Here is an 18,743-nt window from a genome sequence, read left to right as displayed (position 1 = left end):
AGGCTTCCGTTGTGTTTGCGGATCCTGCCGGGTACACTTTCTTTGCTAGCCGTGTGTGCTGATGGCGATGACTGCAAGAGGGGGGCGGACAATGCGGCGGGGAATCTACTGCGGTCTGTTCATTGGCTTGGTAGCTGCGCTGTCATTGGTTGAAGCGGCTGATCTGCCTTCCGCGAAAAGCGCTCCGTCAAAATCTGTCGAAGCCATCAAAGGCAACGATGGTGCTCCGATGCTCCTGGTTCCCTCCGGGCCATTTCTCATGGGGACCAATGACGGATTGCCAAATGAACGGCCGGAACACACGGTGACCATCAAAGCGTTTTACATTGATCAATATGAGGTCACATCAGGGCGGTATCAGCAATTTCTTGAATTAGGCAAGCGCGGTGAGGCGGTCCCTACCGATGAGGATTCGGGGCGCTCTCTGGAGGATCGTCCTGTCGTTGGGGTGACTTGGACGGAAGCTGCCGCCTATTGCGTGTGGGCTGGAAAGCGGTTACCCACCGAAGCCGAATGGGAAAAAGCGGCCAGGGGGACTGATGGTCGGCGGTACCCTTGGGGGGCGATGCAGCCCTTTGTCGATATTGCGAACTACAACCGGGGTCTTTGGGTAAGTGAGGTCATCACGTTAGTGCCGGTCGGCAGTGGACTGGATGGAATGAGCGTGCGTCATGGATTGAAAGACGGGGGCCGGAGTCCCTATGGATTGGCACACATGGCGGGGAATGCCGCCGAATGGGTGAACGATTGGTATGATCGTGAGTATTATCAGAAGAGCCCCGACACCGATCCATCGGGTCCGAAGAGCGGAGAGAAACGGATTCTTCGTGGTGGATCCTGGGCGGATCTGCCGACGGCGTTGCGCGTGACCGCTCGATTTTCAGCAGAGCCAGAATTTGAAGATCGGACGGTTGGATTTCGATGTGCCTTGGATGCGGCGAAGTAGTCCGGATCGTCCCTTTACTCCAACGTAGAATAGCTGCCACAACACTATCCTTGAATTCGCATGCAGGTTGATCCATCCGAATCATCCGCTTCTTCTTCTCGCGCCACGCCACCTCCGGAACGTGCTGCGATCATGATCGTAATGGGGATAGTGCTGCTCTATGCACTGTGGACCCTGCGCATCGAGCCTGCTCCATCAGCCGGCCCCGTGGTTTCAGTGAATGCAGGGCCGACTTCGCTGACGGCAGAGATGATTCCGCTGGTGTCCGGTGACGAACCGATCGTAGAGGTTTTCACCAAGGTCGGTTGTCCGGTGTGCCACGTGATTCCTGGAATTCCTGGCGCGAATGGCCAAGTTGGCCCGCCGCTTACTCTCGGTGTGACGGGAGTGCAGCGGCTAGCTGATCCTACCTATCGAGGGAGAGCCAGCACCGTGCACGAATATGTCGTGGAGTCTGTTGTCGATCCGGCAGCATTCGTTGTTCCGGGGTATCCGGAGCGGACGATGCCGGTATGGTATGGGGCAAAGTTGAGCGCGCTGGCATTGGAGAAGATCGCGGAGTACCTGGAGCATCAGACGGGGAATGTCCCGGCAAAGTAAGCGATTGAACGGCATGGGTTTGCCACGCGTGCGTCAGCGCTTTTTGAGTGGGACTACATTCCCGTTTCCCTGAATCTTGAACGCGTCGCTTTGCTGATGTGAAGGGTGCTTATCCAGTAGGGCATTGACCGCGTCATCGCCTTTGAGCCCTTCCAGCTTGATCTTGAGACGGAGATTGTTGGCACTGTCTGCATTGATCAAGGCCTGTTCAAGGCTGATCTTATTGGCTTTGTAGAGTTGGAAGAGGACGTAGTCGAAGGTTTGGCAGCCTTCATCAACTCCCTGCTCCATCGCTTCTTTGAGTGTATCGATTTCCGCTTTCTTGACGAGGTCCTTCACGCGCGGGGTATCCAGCATGATTTCCAGCGCCGGCACGCGCCGTCCATCGAGGGAGGGGATGAGACGTTGTGAAATAATGGCGCGGAGGTTCAGCGAGAGCTGAAGGTAGATTTGTGGATGCCGCTCGACCGGGAAAAAGTTCATGATGCGCTCGATGGCCTGGTTGGCATTATTCGAGTGCAACGTCGCGATGCACAAGTGTCCGGTTTCTGCGAACGTGATGGCGGCTTCCATGGTTTCGGTATCCCGGACCTCACCGATGAGAATTACGTCGGGGGCTTGCCGGAGAGTATTCTTCAGGGCATTCTGAAAGCTCAGGGTATCGAAGCCGATCTCTCGCTGTGTGATCAGCGATTTCTTGTGGCTGTGGACGAATTCGATCGGATCTTCGACTGTGATGATATGCCCTTGGTGAACGGAGTTCCGGTGGTCGATCATGGCCGCGAGCGAGGTTGATTTACCGGAACCGGTGGCGCCGACGACCAACACGAGCCCGCGTTTCGTCATGGCGATGTCTTTGATGATCGGCGGGAGTTCCAGCTGATCGACGGATTGAATCTCTGCTTTAATCAGACGGAAGACGAGGCCGACATTGCCCCTCTGGCGGAAGATATTCACGCGGAACCGGCCCAGCTCTTTGTAGTAGAGCGCCAGGTTCATCTCCATTTTTTCTTCGAACTCTCCCCGTTGCTGCCCGCGCATGAGCGCCAGGGCCAAGGCTTCCAGCTGTTCGTTGCTGAACGGGGGCGCGTCCGTTTGTTGCGTGGATCCGTGGATTCGATAGATCGGGGGCGCGTCGACCGTGAGGTAGAGGTCGGAGGCTTCCCGATCGACCATGACTTTTAAGAGGCTGCGGATATCCATGCCTGTCTCCGTGGTCTTGCAGTGGTTACGCGGCGCCGCTGAGTGAAGCGGCCGATCCGAAGAGGTTCGGATTCATGCTGCGCGATTGCGCTTCGGCTTTCGTGACGACGCCACGCGTCGCCAGCTCGAGTAACGCCATGTCCATTGTCTGCATGCCATCTTTCTGGCTGGCCTGCATGATGCCGGGGATTTGATGGAGTTTGGCCTCGCGGATCAGATTGCGGACGGCTGTGGTTGCAACCATGATTTCCAGTGCCGCGACGCGTCCTCCCGTCTTTTTCTTGAGCAGCGTCTGAGTAATGACGGCTTCCAATGCTTCTGATAGCTGTGTCCGTATCTGCGCCTGTTGGGCCGGTGGAAAGGCGTCGATGATGCGGTCGATGGTTTTGGGCGCGCTGGAGGTGTGGAGCGTGCCGAAGACCAGGTGCCCGGTTTCTGCCGCAGTCAGTGCAAGCTGAATGGTGTCCAGATCTCGCATTTCCCCCACGAGCACGATATCGGGGTCTTCGCGAAGTGCGGACTTGAGGGCATTGGCAAAGGACAGCGTGTGGACGCCAAGCTCCCGTTGGTTCACCAGACATTTCTTCGACTTGTGTACGAACTCGATGGGGTCTTCGATCGTAATGATGTGGCCTTCGAAGGTATTGTTCAAATAGTCGACCATGGCGGCGAGTGTCGTCGACTTACCGGATCCGGTTGGCCCGGTAACGAGGATGAGCCCTTTTTCCTTGTCGCAGAGCTGACGCAAGGTCGGCGGCATGCCGAGCTTTTCAAGTGGAAGAATTTCCGTGGGGATGTTTCGGAAGACCGCTCCGAGTCCGCGCTGCTGCACAAAGACGTTCACGCGGAAGCGAGCGATATCGCCCAACTCGAACGAGAAGTCGCATTCCCGGTGCTCTTCAAAGTTTTTTCGCTGAGTATCCGTCATCATGTCGTAGATCAGGGCGTGTGTCTCATCCGGTGTAAGGGCCGGATGATCCAACTTCTTCAGATCGCCGTGTATGCGAATCATCGGAGGCTCGCCCGAGCTGATATGACAGTCGGACGCGCCCTCTTTGACTGAAAATGTCAGGAGTTTTGAAATATCCATAGGTATGACTCCGTAGTAAGGCTGGTCGTCGGTCGTGCGTGGGTACTGCGGCCGGTGCAGCGGTTTCCCCTGATGAATGACTTGTGAGCATCATGCCATAGCAAGGCGGGAAAGCAAGAAATTCACGGGAAGGTGCGGAGCGCGGGCCGCGGCTAGAGCAGGTGCACCGATTGTCCCGCACGCTCAAATGCTGACAATGCGAGGTCAATCTGTTCGGGAGAATGCTCAGCGGTGATGGTCACGCGAATGCGGCTGGATCCATCAGGGACCGTCGGTGGGCGGATCGCCGGTGCATAGACTCCTTGTGCCAGGAGTTGTTCGGCAAAGGCGAGCGCCTTCTCGGCGTGACCGATCAGAATGGGAAGAATCGGGCTGGCGGAGTCGGTGAGGTGAAATCCAAGGCGGGTCAGGCCTGCAAACAAATGGTCGCGATTGCGCCACAGCCTGGCGCGACGCGACGGGTCTTGCTGGAGTATGGTCAGCGCGGCACGCGCGGCGGCTGCCGAGGCGGGTGGCGGTGCGGTTGTAAACATAAAGGGGCGGCTGGTGTTCACCAGGTATTGAATCATGTCCGTAGGGCCGGCGATATAGGCACCGCTGCTGCCAAGTGCTTTGCCAAGGGTGCCCATGTGAAACGGAATCCGATCCTCGACTCCGAAATGCTCAAGTGTGCCACGGCCCGATTGGCCCATCACTCCAGTGCCGTGGGCATCATCGACGTAGAGTGTCGCCCCGAATCGTTGAGTCAGCGTTGCCAGTTCAGGAAGCGGGGCCAGGTCGCCGTCCATGCTGAATAAACCGTCTGTCACGATGAGCACGGGTCGCCCAGGGGGTGTTCGTTTGAGGAGGGACTCGAGGTGATTTAGATCTCGATGCCTGTAGACCCGCAGGTCGGCGCGACTGAGCCGAGCCCCATCAATGAGGCTGGCGTGAGAGAGCCGATCAGCAAAAATCTGCCCGCCTCGTGTGATGAGCGAGGGGATGACACCTATATTCGCAAGGTATCCTGATCCATAGACCAATGCGGATGGGGTCTGTTTAAAAGTGGCCAGGGCTTGTTCCAGCTCCGTGTGAGGAGGAAGTGTCCCGCAGACTAAGCGCGCGGCTCCCGCACCTGTTCCATACTGCGTCGTAGCCTGGATGGCGGCGTAAATGACGTCGGGATGGGTGGCGAGACCCAAGTAATCATTGGAGGCCAGCAGGATGACCGTGCGCCCTGCGAGCTGGATAGTCGGCCCAGTCGCAGAGCCAAGTGTATGGAGATGCCGTGTCAGTGATTGGGTATCTAGCTGTTGGAGTCGGCTACGAAACATGGAGGGACTTTCTCTGGCCATGTGGCGCTCGGGGCCCGTGGGTCGTATCAGGATGTGTTACGTTGACAAGGTAAATCAATCCCTAGTATAAGGCCCAAGTTCATTCGAAACGAAATCGCAGTTCGCCAGGATATCTTATGACCTATCGTATTAAAGTTCCACCACGGACTTTGCCGGTTGACGAGGCGCATCTGGTCAGCAACCTTGAGCATTGGCTGGATGGTGTGCGCGTCTATCGTGGTCCACTGTTGGTAGGAGCAGCGATTCTTGTGCTCGCGGCTGGAATTGTCGGCGGGGTGCTGTGGTATGACAGCCAGACGATGCAAAAAGCGCAGGACCTTGAGCGGGAGGCCACGCTCCACTACTTCACCAGGCCTGCAGATGATCCCAAGAAATCCGATACGAATCTCAAGGAAGCGGTGACGCTCTATAAGAGAATTGTGGAGGAGTATCCACGGACAGCAACCGCTCCGCTTGCGGCCTTCCAACTTGGGAATGCGTTGGTTCAGGCTAATGAGTTGGATGCGGCGATCGAAGCGTATAAGCGTTTTGTTTTGATGTATGGATCGAATGCGTCGCTGTTGGGTTTGGTTCAGCAGCGCTTAGGCTACGCGTATCTTTTGAAGGGGGATCGCGATCAGGCCGCCAAGGCCTATTCGGCAGTGCTCGATGTTCCCGGCGCGTTGAATCGAGACCATGCCCTGTTTGAGTTGGCCAGGTTGGAAGAGAGCCTATCGAGGCCCGAGGGGGCGCTGGCGCATTATCAAGACTTGATGAAGAACTATCCGAATTCCCCGTTGGCAAACGAAGCCGCCGTGCGACTCAAGGTGCTTGAAGTAAAGAAGTCGCCGGATCCTGCCCCTGCTTCTCCCGCTCCGCCTAAGAAACCATAACTCGCCGGCTTCTACGGTACTGCTGCTTCAGGCCTATGCCTGAAGCAAGGGTATGTATCAGCGTGCGATGATCAAGAGCTCTCCGGCTTTGAGGACGGAGCTGGTCAGGTTATTTTTCGCCTTCAGTGTTTTCATGGGTACGCGGAAACGCTTGGAGACTTTCTCGAGTGTGTCCCCTCCGCGTACGCGATACCATTTGCTGCTGTCGGCTTTGCTGCGTTGGGCTTTGACTGCCGGGAGCGGTGGAAATTTATATGAGGGAACGCGATCCAGAAGCTGGGCCACTTTGGAACTGGTTCCTACCGGGACTTTGAGATGATAGGCCGATTCGCCGGGCGGCGTGGCGTCGCGTCGGAGTTCCGGGTTCAGAAGACGGAGCTCTTCGTAGGGGATCCCGGTGGTATTGGCGATCGCATGGAAATGAAGCGGCCGATTGACCACGACTTCTTCAAACTGGTGGGGCGTGACGGGATTTTGCGGGAATCCGTATTGGTCAGGATTTCTCGCAATCACGGTGGCGGCCATGATGCGGGGTACGTATTGCTTTGTTTCGGTGCGGATCAATTTGGTGTTCGAGATGTCAGAGAAGGTCTCTCCTTGGACCTTATGGAGCGCTCGCATGACTTTACCTTCACCGGCATTGTAGGCCGCCATGGCGAGAGGCCAGGTTCCGAACAGATCATAGAGATCGCGGAGGTAGCGAGCTGCTGCGACGGTAGACTTGATCGGGTCGCGGCGTTCATCTACATAATTGTCGATGCGGAGACCGTAGACCTTTCCCGTACCTTTCATGAACTGCCACGGTCCGGTCGCTTTTGCGCGGGAGAAGGCGTAGGGATTGAAGCCGCTTTCGACTAATGAGAGATAGACCAAGTCGCTGGGAATATTGAACTCTGAGAAGATTTTCTCAACCAGGGGCTGATAGCGGCTGAGCCGTATCAGCCACTGCTCAAAGCGTGATCGGATCGATATATTGAAGAAGCGTATATGACTCTGCACGCTGGGGTCTATCACGATGGGGATGTTATAGACGGTCTCGCCATTGACGGATTGGATGGGGCTTGGAAATAGTATTGTCGAGTTTGACGGATTTTGCGATGCGGCTCCGATTGCGGAGCCTGAATCCTGCGCGAATTCGGTAAACCCTGGAGGGAGGATGGCTAATTCAGGCTCCAGGGGAACTAGATTGGCATCCTGTTCGTCGTCTTCTTCTGGAGTATTCACCTCTGCCACCCCATCCGGCGATGGAGCGTCGGCAAAACTTTCCGTGATCGGGGCTGAGAAGGTTCCGATCGCAAGGATGCAGAGTGCGAGAAATAGCATAGAGAGATATCGCTGGTTCAAAATGGACCTCAAGTTCTGGTGAACGACGTGTTTCTTTAAGTAGACTATCGATCAGATGATGAGTTGTCAAGAAATTGAATGGGTTAGAGCGTCCTTCTTTTGAGGCAAGTCTTCGTCCGCAGTAGGGTTGGAGGCACGAGTCTGCAACGTGGGAATATGCTGAGGATGCGCCAAGGATTGTGAGGCGAAACCTCCAGCGATTTTAAGCTCTTGCGGTCCTCCATTTCTTGACAGTCTTGTAGCGCTAGTGGTAGCGTACCGCCTCTTTTCTAGTCGCATCCCCACCGGATGATATTGCGGGTGATATTGAAGGAGGATCGTCAATGTTGAAGCGGTATTTGCTGGCTCCTGGCCCTACGCCTGTACCTCCAGAAGTGCTATTGGCGATGGCCCGCCCGATGATTCATCATCGGGCCCCCGAGTTCGATCCGATCTTCGCAGAAGTTCGTGAGGGGCTTAAGTGGCTATTTCAAACTCGAAATGACGTCATCATGTTGGCTTCTTCCGGTACTGGAGGGATGGAAGGATCGATCTCCAACTTTCTGTCTCCCGGCGACAAGGCCCTGTGTATCAATGGCGGGAAGTTTGGCGAGCGGTGGGGAAAGATCTGTAAAGCGTTTGGTGTGCTGGTCACGGAAATTAAGGTTGAGTGGGGTCATGCGGTCGATCCGAAGGTGGTGGCTGATGCGTTGAAGGCAGACCCTTCGATTAAGGCGGTCTATGTCCAGGCCAGTGAGACGTCGACCGGTGTGTCGCACGACGTGAAGGCGCTGGGCGAGATCGTCAAAGGGTACGAGAATACGATTTTAGTCGTGGATGCGATTACCGCGCTAGGTGTATTCGATATTAAGACGGATGCCTGGGGATTGGATGTCGTCATTACCGGTTCGCAGAAGGCCCTGATGCTTCCGCCGGGCATGGCATTCGTGAGTGTCAGCGACAAGGCTTGGGCGGTTGCAGAGAAAGCCAAGAACGCGTCGTTCTATTTCAACTTCAAGAAAGAACGCGAGAATCAGGCCAAGAACCAGACCTTATTTACGCCGACGGTGTCTTTGATCATCGGTCTTCAGGAAGTGTTTAGAATCATGAAGGCCGAAGGGTTGGATAAGATGTTTGCGCGGCAGGGACAATTGGCTCACGCCATGCGTGAAGGGATGAAGGCTGCGGGATTAGCGTTGTTTCCCAAGAATTCCCCCAGCGACGCCTTGACGACGGTCTGTGCGCCGGACGGAGTTGATGGACAGGCCATCTATAAGAATCTCCGTGTTCAATACGGGATTACCGCAGCCGGTGGACAGGACCAATTGAAGGGGAAGGTGTTCCGTCTTTCCCATATGGGCTATGCCGATCGATTTGATGTGATTACGGCCGTAGCCGCAACGGAAATGGTCTTGAAGGGACTGGGCCATTCCGTGAAGTTGGGCAGCGGAGTGGGTAAAGCGCAAGAAATTTTGATGGCGAAATAGGCAGGTCTTCATGAAAATCCTGATCAGCGACAGTTTATCGAAGCAAGGCGTCGAACTCCTCGAAAAGGCGGGTTTCACCGTTGTCGTGAAATCAAAAATGCCGAAAGAGGAATTGTTTAAGGAGATTCAGGACGCGGATGGGTTGATCGTGCGGTCCGGCACCAAGGTCACCGATGAGTTGATCGCGGCGGCGCCGAAGTTGAAGATCGTGGGGCGTGCAGGCTCTGGTCTCGATAACGTCGATACGCCGGCGGCCACGAAGCGCGGCATCGTCGTCATGAATACGCCGGGCGGCAATACCGTCACGACGGCCGAACACACGATGTCCATGATTTGCGCGATGAGCCGGCGAATTCCGCAAGCCACCGCGTCGGTAAAGACCGGCAAGTGGGAAAAAGACAAGTTCATGGGGGTCGAGCTCTATAATAAGGTGCTCGGCATCGTCGGCGTCGGCCAAATCGGCAGCCATTTGACGAAAATGGCGCAAGGCATCGGTATGCGAGTGATTGCGTATGATCCCTATTTGGCTGCGGATCGAGCAGAGAAAATGGGCGTGACGATGATGGCGTTGCCTGATTTGTTTAAGAGCGCCGATATCATCTCGGTTCATACGCCGTTGACGCCTGAAACGAAGGGCATCATCAACGCACAGGCCATCGCCACCATGAAACCCGGTGTAATGATCGTGAACTGCGCCCGCGGCGGCATCATTAACGAAGGCGACCTTGTCGAGGCATTGAAGAGCAAGAAAGTGGCGGCTGCGGCGTTTGACGTGTTTGAAGAGGAGCCGGTCAAGGCGGACAATCCTCTCTTAGCCTTGGACAATTTTATTTGCACGCCTCACATCGGCGCGCAAACGACGGAAGCGCAGGAGAATGTTGCGGTTGGGATTGCCGAGCAGGTCGTGGATTACTTTACGAAGGGTGTGGCCAGGGGGGCGGTGAATATTCCGTCTATTGCGCCGGAACTGTTGCCGCGGTTGCAGCCCTATCTCACGCTCGTAGAGAAAATGGGATCCTTACTGTCACAATTGTGCCAGGGTGGAATTGAGCGGGTCACGGTGGAATATAGCGGAGAAGTGGCGACGCTCTCGATTGCGCCGCTGACGATCGGCGTGTTGAAAGGCTTGCTGACGCCGATTATGGAAAACCCGGTGAACTACGTCAATGCTCCGGTTGTGGCGAAAGAGCGGGGCATCGAAGTCAAAGAGGTCAAAAGTACGGATGCAGGCGATTTTACCAGCCTGATTCGCGTCAGGGTCGAGGCCGGAAAAGCCTCGCACCAGGTGGCTGGCACGCTCTATCATAAGAAAGACGCCAGGGTGGTGGAGATCGACAGCTTCAAGGTCGAGGTGGTTCCCGAAGGGCACATGCTATTTATCCACAATGTCGATCGCCCTGGGGTGATTGGGATGGTGGGACAGGTGCTCGGCGAGAACAATATCAATATCGTGCGTATGCAGTGCGCGCTTGAAAAGCGCGGTGGGAACGCCTTATTGATCATTGCCTCGGATACTGTGTTTCCGGTGGGCGTACTGGATAAGATCAAATCCAGCTCAAATATTCTTTCAGTCAAAGTAGCAAATCTCTCCTAACCGGTCATAGACGCGCATCGGTCTGCTATGCCTCCTGCTCCTTTGAAGACGCGCGTTGATCTCGGTCAGACCCATCCCTTGCGTGATCGGTCGCTGGTCCCGTCTGGGATGGCGACCATCCTGCCTGCCGCAGCGAAACAAGTCAGAGCGCTTGAGGCGCAGTTACTCGGACGTCTGACCAGCCGGGGTTACGACGAGATCATTCTGCCGACATTTGAGTATCTCGATGTCCTGACTCCAGGGCTAGAGCCTGAGCTAATCGAGAAGTGCTACAAATTCGCTGATCGCACTACCGGTCGCATCCTACTCTTGCGACCGGACGCGACTGCTCAGATTGCTCGAACCGTGGCGATGGGTATGATGGGGGCGCAGTTGCCGTTGCGGTTGGCCTACCGCACGTCGGTGTTTCGCTATGAGCCGGAGCATGCCGGGCGCGATCGGGAAATTTTTCAGGTTGGTGCAGAACATATCGGGGCCGATGATGCCGGCGCTGATAGTGAAATGCTGATCCTTATGATCGAGTGTTTGAAGCAGGTCGGTCTCCGCTCCTTTAAGATCTCGCTCGGGCATGTGGGATTTTTTAAGGGCTTGCTGATTCGGGCAGGGCTCTCACCTGCTGGACAAAAGCGAGCCGAACAGGCTGCGGCTCGCAAAGATCTTCCTCGTCTACAAGAGATTCTTAGCAGTGAACGGGTCACGAGCCGCTACGCCACGTCCATTTTAGAAGCGCCCGAGCTATGCGGGCAAGTCGAGGTATTGGCCAGGGGCCGAGCGTTGGCAAAGGGCGATAGGGCCGCCGTACAGGCGCTTGATCGGTTGACCATGGTCTATGAGACGCTGTGCAAGGCCGGCCACCAAGATGCCTTCCTTCTCGATTTGGGCGAGTTCCGAGGATTCGATTACTATGATGGCGTGGTGTTTGACGTATTTGCGGATGGGGTTGGGGTTGAATTGGGAGGTGGGGGCCGCTATGACCATCTCATCGGCCGGTTCGGCCGGAATATTCCATCTACGGGTTTTGCCTTAAACGTCGATCGTTTGTTTCGTGGGTTGCAAGCGCAGTCTCCTGATGGTGCAGCAGGGGGGACTGATGCGTCCAAACGGATCCGAAAGGGATCGAAGAGGACGTCATGAAGCCATTCGCAACCGTCGATCTTTCTCAGCCGAAATTGCCGCCGCAGAACCTTGAAGCGGAGCAGTCTGTGTTGGGCGCTATTCTGCTGGACAATCAGGCCATGCCGAAAGCGATGGAATTGCTCGTCGAGGAGAATTTCTACCGCACGGCCCATCGCAAAATATATCGGGCGATGCTCGACCTATCCGATGTCGGAGAAGTCATCGACCAGATCACGTTGACGGAGCGGTTGAAAGCGAAGGGGGAGCTGGAGTCGATCGGCGGCGCGGCCTTTCTTGCTGAATTAGTCCAGTCGGTGTCCAGTTCAGCCAATATCCGGTACCACTGCAAGATTGTGCGCGATAAGGCAGTGGCGCGGGAACTCATTCACACCTCGACGGAAGTGCTGACGAAAGGCTATGAAGGGACGACCTCTATTGACGATCTGCTCGATTTTGCCGAGCGTTCCGTCTTCAGTATTGCCCAAGGCAAATTAGAACGATCGTTTACCCCGATCAACGACATCATCAAAGAGAGTCTTGATCTTGTCGATAAGCTGTCGAAGCGGAAAGAGCATGTCACGGGAGTCCCGACGGGGTATTACGATCTTGACGATCTTACCGCAGGGCTCCAGCCGTCTGACCTTGTGATTGTGGCGGCTCGTCCTAGTATGGGCAAGACCAGCTTGGCCTTGGGGTTTGCGACGCATGCCGCAATTCACGCCAAGGCCGTGGTCGGCATTTTCAGTCTCGAAATGTCCAAACCGCAAATTGTGTTGCGCATGTTGAGTTCAGAGGCGAGGGTCGATTCCCATGGACTCCGGACGGGCAAACTGCAAAAGGAAGATTGGTGGCGGCTGGCCGAAGCCGCGGGAAGGCTGGAGCAAGCGCCGATCTATATCGATGACACGGGTGGAATTACCGTGCAGCAGATGCGCGGGAAAGCTCGCCGCCTCAAAGCTGAAAAGGGGTTGGATCTTCTGATCGTCGATTATCTACAGCTTATGCAGGGGCGGAGTGATTCGGAATCGCGGCAACAAGAAATCTCCGATATCTCCCGGTCGCTCAAGGCGTTGGCGAAAGAACTGAATGTGCCGGTGGTGGCGCTCTCGCAGCTCAGTCGAGCCGTAGAGGCGAGAAAACCTCCGATCCCCATGTTGGCCGACTTGCGTGAGTCCGGTGCGATCGAACAGGATGCCGACGTGGTCATGTTTATCTATCGCGAAGATGTCTATGACCAGAACTCTGAGCGGAAGGGCATTGCCGAGATTATCATCAGTAAGCATCGAAACGGTCCGATCGGCAAGCGGGATCTGTTTTTCCATGATCGGTTCGCCAAGTTTGAAAGCCTCGACAATCGCGAATCGTAAAGTCGTTTGACGGGTCTTTTCTCCTATCGGTATAATTCCTTCCAGCTGACGATGCACTCCGAGTCCTTTTCCCCAAAGGCTATTGTGAATACACGACGCTGGTTTTCGTTCGCCTCCTCATTGTCATCCCCTGGTCCCCTGCCGCTGTGTGCGGGGCGTGGATTCTTGGGGATCCTCATTCCTCTCGTGGTGGCGGCCTGTGCGGCGGCGCCGCATCCGCAAGAAGCGGCGTCAGCTGGCGCCGTGCCGAAAAAGCCGGCCGTGGCTCCGGCTGCGGACGCCTCAGCGTCGTATCATTTCATGCTGGGATATCAAGCGGAGCTGGCCCAAGACAACGATAAAGCAATTCAAGAATATCGTACGGTGCTTAAAACCGATCCGAACTCGCGCTCAGTCAAAGCGCGATTGGCCGGGATCTATTTCGGATTGGGTGATCTGGCCAATGCGGCTCGTTATGCGGAGGAAGTCGGTGAAGGAACGGGTCAAGATGCTCAACAGCTCACGCAGATGGCCGGCATTCTTGCCAGTGCAGGCAAGCCGGATCGAGCGCTGCGACTGTTGGATCTGGCGATTGAGCGTGATCCAGGCCAGGGCGATGCCTATTTCCCCAAAGCGATTATCCTCGTCAATCAGAAGCGGCTGGCGGAAGCGGAGCAGACCGCAAAGCAGGGATTGAAAGTCTCGCCGGAGTCGCCGATCGGGCACTATTACCTCGGGCGGATTTTCCTCGAATCAGGCAAACAGGATGAGGCGCTGGCAAGTTTCGAACGGGCCATCACGGTCAATGCGGGGTTTGAACCGGCGTACCTTGCCCAGGCCTCGCTCTATGAAGCCCGCCAAGAACGAGAAAAAGCGATTGCAGTGCTCAAACGGTACCTAGAACGGGTGAACCCCAATAATAAAGATATCCGCCAGCATCTGATCCAGCTTTATGTCAGTACCAAGGACTACGCCGGAGGCCTCGCGGAACTCGACAAGATGTTGGCAGAAGAGCCTGGCGATCTCGATGCGCAACTGCGGATGGCACTGATCTATGGAGAGAAAAGAGAGTTTTCTAAGGCCATTGAGCTGCTCCAGGCGGTGCTGAAAGCACGGCCTGCCGAACTCAAAGTGCGAGACTATCTCGGCTATCTCTATGAGGAAACGAAGGAGTCTCAGAAAGCGGCGGAAGCGTATCAGTTCAATATTCAGCTTGACCCTACGTACGCAGACAGTCACATGCATCTCGGTGTGTTGCAGTATCGACTCAAAGCCTATCCCGCTGCAATCACCCACTTGACCGAGGCGACGCGGATCAATCCCAAGCAGCCGGAACCCTTTATCGTACTGGGACTTGCGTATCTCCAGTCCGAGCAATTCGAGGCAGCCCTGAGCGCCTTTGAAGAAGGCCTTCGCCATCATCCGAAGAATGCGGATCTGCATTTCAACCTAGGGACTGCGTACGATAAGCTTAATCGCTTTGACGATGTGGTGAAGTCAATGGAATTAGCTCTGAGCCTCGACCCGCACCATGCCGATGCCTTGAACTATCTCGGGTACAGTTATGCCGAGCGGGGCGTCAAGGTGGAGCAGGCCCTGTCTTTGACCAGACAGGCTGTCGCGCTTAAGCCCGACAATGGATATTATGTCGATAGTCTTGGGTGGGCATTCTATAAGGCCGGGCAATTCAACGAGGCATTGACCGAGATCAAGCGCGCAGCCGCGCTGGTGGGTGACGATCCAGTGATCTATGAGCATCTTGGAGAAATCTATGTGAAGCAGCAGAAGCTGTCCGAGGCGAAGGAAGCCTGGCTCCATTCACTGGAACTTGATCCTTCGAACGAAAAGCTGTTTCAGCGGTTTCGTGAGCAGGGCCTTGGTGATCCTGTCAGCGAGGATCGTATCCAACAAGCCAAACGTCGCGTATCAGAGAAGATACAGTCTAAACAATCCGCTCCGTAGTCGTATTTATTCCGATCAGTTGGTACGATCCGCCACGGATTGCTGCGCCCTTTTCTTATAAAGAGAGCGAGCAACCGGGCCCGGCAATCAACGATTCTTTGACGATCATTCACAAAGTTCATGAATAGTTTCAAGGAGATCATTCTCCATGGAACAGTCTCGATCATTTACTCTCCAGAGACTTCAGACTCCCGCTTAGAACTGAATCAGCCTATGAATTTCGTCCGCTTTCTGTGCAGGAAGAGGAGATAAGATGCCAATTATCGGCAGTTTTGAGCAGATTGTGGAAGAGATGTCGGCTATAGATCGGAAATTATCCGTCGGATGATTTCTTGTAACTTGTTGATTTCCAGGGAGATGGTGATACGTTCGTCTTTAGCACCGACCGGCATCAAACCTGCTATAGCCCTGGTAGGCGCCAACACGAGCGCCTCGGGTAGCAAGAAGAAGCAGCGTGTGAACGTGGGCGGTCAGTGAACCATCAACCAGGAGGCAGTACGATGTTTAAGGCATTGCGTAAACAAGAGGGTTTTACCCTCATCGAGTTGATGATCGTCGTGGCGATCATCGGCATCTTGGCGGCCATCGCCATTCCGAACTTCCTGACCTACCAGATTAAGTCTCGGCAGTCAGAAGCGAAGGCGAATCTTATGGCGATTAAGACCTCCGAAGTGTCGTGGCAGGGAGAGCGTGGTTGTTTCTTGACCACCGCCGCCTGGCCAGCTGCCGCCGTACCGGCTGCAGGTACCAAGAACACGCCGTCCAGCTGGTTCCTTCCGGCTGCCCCTGCGGTGTCGGCCAATCCTACCTGGTGCGTGGGCGCGGCTGGTGCGGGTGTGACGACGGGTTCGTTTGCAGATCTTGGTTTCGTGCCGAGCGGTCTCGTGATGTTTAATTATGCAACGGGTACCTACGCTGCCTCACATAGTTCGTGCATGGGTCCTGTTGCAGTGCCTGCTGCTAACATTACACGCGAACCAGGGACCGTTGATGGCGGTGTTGCTTCGAGTGGGTTTAGAGCGACGGCTGCTTCAAACCTGGATGGGGATGGAACGATCTCTGTGTGGGCATCGTCTGATGGCCAGGGTGCTCAGGACTGCACGACAGGCATCTACTAGAGTCGAGCCTGTTCGTGAGCGAGGCGTCCCGTCGGCTGGAAACAGCCGGCGGGACATCCTGTTTTAAGGATATGCATAGGTTCCAACATGTCTGCCAGTTTTTCTTTCATTTCATCAGACCAATCAACATCCGCGGCCTCGGTGAAGCTAGTCTATCCTTTAGTCTTTGCCACATTAATCGTACTTCTTGGTCTCTTGACCTTTCTTCAACAAAATCTAGATCACCGTTCTGATCGAGTCACAGCGAAAATTGAAGAACTGGCACAATTACCGCGTGGTGAGATCCTGCGGCCAGCCTTGCTGGGGTACCAGCATCTGGGAGCAGACATTCTCTGGCTCAGGACGCTCCAAGTTCTCGGCAAGAAAAAGAACTCCATAGACGAGCACGTGTGGCTGTATCATGCGATGGATGTGATCACCACGCTCGATCCCCTCTATGCCTATGTGTATTATGTGGGAGGGGTGGTCCTGACCGATATGGCAAACAGGGTTGATCTTAGCAATCAACTCCTGGAGAAAGGCCATGCGGCGAACCCTAGCGAATGGAATCTGCCTTTTCTGCTTGGGTACAACCACTATTTTGTACTTGGTGATCCGGCGATAGGGGCGGACTATATCAGCCGTGCAGCAAGGACTCCAGGTGGCCCCGGCTTTCTCCCAGGTTTGGCGACCAGGATGTATGCAGAATCAGGGAATCCCGATGTGGCATTGGAGCTTCTTGAGGCAGTATGGAGAGAGAATCCAGATGTTGCAGCTCGCGAGAAACTGAAGGAACGGGCAAGTGAGGTTATGATCGAGAGAGATCTTAGGCGCCTTGATGCGGCGATTCATCGCTATCAACAGACACAGCACAAATATCCAAAAACGTTGTCGGACTTAGTCTCGTCCGGCATACTTCCAGCAATTCCAGAAGAGCCGTTTGGAGGCTCGTATCTGCTAGATTCTGGAACGGGACAGGTCTTAAGTAGCAGTCATCCCAAACGGCTTAAAGTATTCAGGTTGGATAAAGAGTAAGAGTCTCAAGATGCGTTCTGTCACCGACCATGTTGTCAAGATTCAAGCCATCCATAAAGTGTTTCGTGTCGGATTCTGGGGCCGGCGCGTGACGGCGGTGGATCAGTTGTCATTGGATGTTCGTCGAGGTGAGGTCTTCGGCTTTCTCGGACCTAACGGAGCCGGGAAAACAACCACTATCAAGATGCTGATGGGGCTGATCTATCCTACGAGCGGATCTGCTTCAATCTTTGGTCATCCGGCTGGCGATCCTGCTGCCAAAGCCAAGCTCGGGTTTCTTCCGGAGTCTCCCTATTTCTATGATTATCTGACGAGCCGTGAGTTCCTCAGCTTCTATGGCCATCTATTCGGCCTGTGGGGGGCTGCTCTCAATAAACGCGTGGATGAATTGCTGGAGCTAGTGGGGATGACGCATGCACGGGATCTTCAGCTCCGCAAGTTCTCCAAAGGCATGTTGCAACGCGTTGGAATCGCACAAGCCTTGATCAATGACCCGGAGCTGGTGGTGCTGGATGAGCCGATGTCCGGGCTTGACCCGATTGGACGGAAGGAAGTGCGCGACCTTATCTTCCGTCTCAAGGAATCCGGCAAGACAGTCATGTTCAGTTCGCACATTCTGCATGATGCCGAACTGCTCTGTGATCGAGTCGCCATGATTATGAAGGGCCGCTTGGTGGCTTGCGGACAGGTATCTGAGTTGGTCCAACAAGGAACCACGCAAGAAGTGGAGATGGTCATCGATCGGCTTTCGCCGGAAGGTCTGGAGCAGCTTCGTGTCCTGGCAACGAAGATGGTGTTGAACGGGGAGCGAGTCATGGTCGTGCTGAGTAACCAGCGCCAGGTCGATGAGTCTCTTGAAGTGATTAGGGCGGCTCATGCCAAGCTGATTTCGCTGACTCCTCATAAGGCATCGCTGGAGGATCTGTTCATTCGTGAGGCCAAAGGGGCACAGTCGCCTGTGGAGGCGCGGGTATGAAGGTTCTATCGATTGCGCTCAATACGTTCCGTGAAAACCTGCGCGACAAGCTGCTCTACAACCTCCTGGTGTTTGCGCTGCTCATGATTGGGAGTTCTTTGCTGCTGATGCGGTTGACACTAGGAGAGTTCCATCGCTTGTTGCTGGATGTGGGGCTTGGGAGTATCAACATTTTCGGGGTGCTGATCGCAATCTTCGTCGGAATTGGACTCGTCAACAAAGAGATCGAGAAGAAAACGATCTATACCATCGTGTCGAAACCCGTCGCGCGCTACCAGTTTCTGGTTGGAAAATACCTTGGTTTGATACTGACGCTCTTTGTCAACACCCTGATTATGGCCGGGGGGCTGTTACTGGTGCTCGTCGCGCAAGATGTGCCGATTGAGAGCATGTTGTTCAAGGCGCTGGGATTGATCTTTATGGAGTTTATGGTCATCACGGCGGTGGCCTTGTTGTGTTCGACCTTCACCAGTGCGACACTCAGCGCTATTTTCACGCTGGCTGTCTATGTGATCGGCCACTTAACGGCGGATCTCAAGACCTTCGGCGAGAAAATGGATGAAGGTCTGCGCGCGGTGGTCACCGGTCTGTATTACATCCTGCCGAATTTAGAGCGGTTCAATCTGAAGGGGAATGTCATCCACCATATTGAGGTATCTGGACCCGACCTCTTGCTCATTGTGGTGTACGGGTTGACCTATGTCGCGTTTCTGCTGATGTCAGCGAGTATCATCTTCCAACGTCGTGATTTTCGCTAACGCG

Annotated in this window: 16 protein-coding genes; 12 read left to right on the top strand and 4 right to left on the bottom strand. The window is 55.0% G+C overall.

What is annotated here, in order from left to right:
* The first annotated feature begins 91 nt into the window (after positions 1 to 91).
* Complete coding sequence (locus NITLEN_RS13420; protein WP_121990120.1) at positions 92 to 946, top strand: formylglycine-generating enzyme family protein; 855 nt, start codon at positions 92 to 94, stop codon at positions 944 to 946.
* 132 nt (positions 947 to 1,078) lie between these two features.
* On the top strand, positions 1,079 to 1,546 hold the full coding sequence (locus NITLEN_RS13415) for a hypothetical protein (RefSeq protein WP_146216188.1): 468 nt from the start codon (positions 1,079 to 1,081) through the stop codon (positions 1,544 to 1,546).
* A gap of 33 nt (positions 1,547 to 1,579) precedes the next feature.
* Here the strand turns inward: NITLEN_RS13415 and NITLEN_RS13410 are convergent, their stop codons facing one another.
* From NITLEN_RS13410 to bioF, 3 genes are all read right to left on the bottom strand, one after another.
* The gene (locus NITLEN_RS13410) at positions 1,580 to 2,749 is read right to left on the bottom strand and encodes a PilT/PilU family type 4a pilus ATPase (RefSeq protein ID WP_121990118.1); all 1,170 of its coding nucleotides are present in this window, start codon (positions 2,747 to 2,749) and stop codon (positions 1,580 to 1,582) included.
* A 25-nt stretch (positions 2,750 to 2,774) separates the two neighbouring features.
* Complete coding sequence (locus tag NITLEN_RS13405; protein ID WP_121990117.1) at positions 2,775 to 3,839, bottom strand: type IV pilus twitching motility protein PilT; 1,065 nt, start codon at positions 3,837 to 3,839, stop codon at positions 2,775 to 2,777.
* Between the two features lie 152 nt (positions 3,840 to 3,991).
* Entirely contained in the window at positions 3,992 to 5,152 is a 1,161-nt protein-coding gene (bioF, locus tag NITLEN_RS13400; protein WP_219999450.1) for an 8-amino-7-oxononanoate synthase, read from the bottom strand.
* Positions 5,153 to 5,289: 137 nt separating this feature from the next.
* Between bioF and NITLEN_RS13395 the strand changes: the two genes are divergently transcribed.
* Positions 5,290 to 6,045: a tetratricopeptide repeat protein gene (locus NITLEN_RS13395; protein ID WP_121990115.1), complete on the top strand. Its 756-nt coding sequence runs from the start codon at positions 5,290 to 5,292 to the stop codon at positions 6,043 to 6,045.
* A gap of 57 nt (positions 6,046 to 6,102) precedes the next feature.
* Here NITLEN_RS13395 and NITLEN_RS13390 read toward each other — a convergent pair whose 3' ends face one another.
* On the bottom strand, positions 6,103 to 7,368 hold the full coding sequence (locus NITLEN_RS13390; protein WP_121990114.1) for a lytic transglycosylase domain-containing protein: 1,266 nt from the start codon (positions 7,366 to 7,368) through the stop codon (positions 6,103 to 6,105).
* A 344-nt stretch (positions 7,369 to 7,712) separates the two neighbouring features.
* On the opposite strand from NITLEN_RS13390, the gene NITLEN_RS13385 reads away from it, so the two are divergent.
* From NITLEN_RS13385 to NITLEN_RS13345, 9 genes are all read left to right on the top strand, one after another.
* Positions 7,713 to 8,855: a pyridoxal-phosphate-dependent aminotransferase family protein gene (locus NITLEN_RS13385; RefSeq protein WP_121990113.1), complete on the top strand. Its 1,143-nt coding sequence runs from the start codon at positions 7,713 to 7,715 to the stop codon at positions 8,853 to 8,855.
* 10 nt (positions 8,856 to 8,865) lie between these two features.
* The gene (gene serA / locus NITLEN_RS13380) at positions 8,866 to 10,449 is read left to right on the top strand and encodes a phosphoglycerate dehydrogenase (protein ID WP_121990112.1); all 1,584 of its coding nucleotides are present in this window, start codon (positions 8,866 to 8,868) and stop codon (positions 10,447 to 10,449) included.
* Positions 10,450 to 10,476: 27 nt separating this feature from the next.
* A complete protein-coding gene (gene hisZ / locus NITLEN_RS13375; protein WP_121990111.1) occupies positions 10,477 to 11,583 on the top strand; it encodes an ATP phosphoribosyltransferase regulatory subunit in 1,107 nt (368 codons plus the stop codon).
* A complete protein-coding gene (dnaB, locus tag NITLEN_RS13370; protein WP_121990110.1) occupies positions 11,580 to 12,932 on the top strand; it encodes a replicative DNA helicase in 1,353 nt (450 codons plus the stop codon). The genes hisZ and dnaB overlap by 4 nt, the downstream gene beginning before the upstream one ends.
* A gap of 84 nt (positions 12,933 to 13,016) precedes the next feature.
* Complete coding sequence (locus NITLEN_RS13365) at positions 13,017 to 14,873, top strand: tetratricopeptide repeat protein (protein WP_181416860.1); 1,857 nt, start codon at positions 13,017 to 13,019, stop codon at positions 14,871 to 14,873.
* A 500-nt stretch (positions 14,874 to 15,373) separates the two neighbouring features.
* Positions 15,374 to 15,991, top strand: coding sequence for a type IV pilin protein (locus NITLEN_RS18715; protein WP_121990108.1), 618 nt, complete (start codon positions 15,374 to 15,376; stop codon positions 15,989 to 15,991).
* 87 nt (positions 15,992 to 16,078) lie between these two features.
* On the top strand, positions 16,079 to 17,005 hold the full coding sequence (locus NITLEN_RS13355) for a hypothetical protein (protein WP_121990107.1): 927 nt from the start codon (positions 16,079 to 16,081) through the stop codon (positions 17,003 to 17,005).
* A gap of 10 nt (positions 17,006 to 17,015) precedes the next feature.
* Positions 17,016 to 17,981: an ABC transporter ATP-binding protein gene (locus tag NITLEN_RS13350; RefSeq protein ID WP_121990106.1), complete on the top strand. Its 966-nt coding sequence runs from the start codon at positions 17,016 to 17,018 to the stop codon at positions 17,979 to 17,981.
* On the top strand, positions 17,978 to 18,739 hold the full coding sequence (locus tag NITLEN_RS13345; protein WP_121990105.1) for an ABC transporter permease: 762 nt from the start codon (positions 17,978 to 17,980) through the stop codon (positions 18,737 to 18,739). Before NITLEN_RS13350 ends, NITLEN_RS13345 begins: the two co-directional genes overlap by 4 nt.
* Positions 18,740 to 18,743: the final 4 nt, after the last annotated feature.

This window comes from Nitrospira lenta, assembly GCF_900403705.1.
In the GTDB taxonomy this organism is placed as follows: Bacteria; Nitrospirota; Nitrospiria; order Nitrospirales; family Nitrospiraceae; genus Nitrospira_D; species Nitrospira_D lenta.
This window is presented reverse-complemented; position numbering and strand designations above follow the sequence as displayed.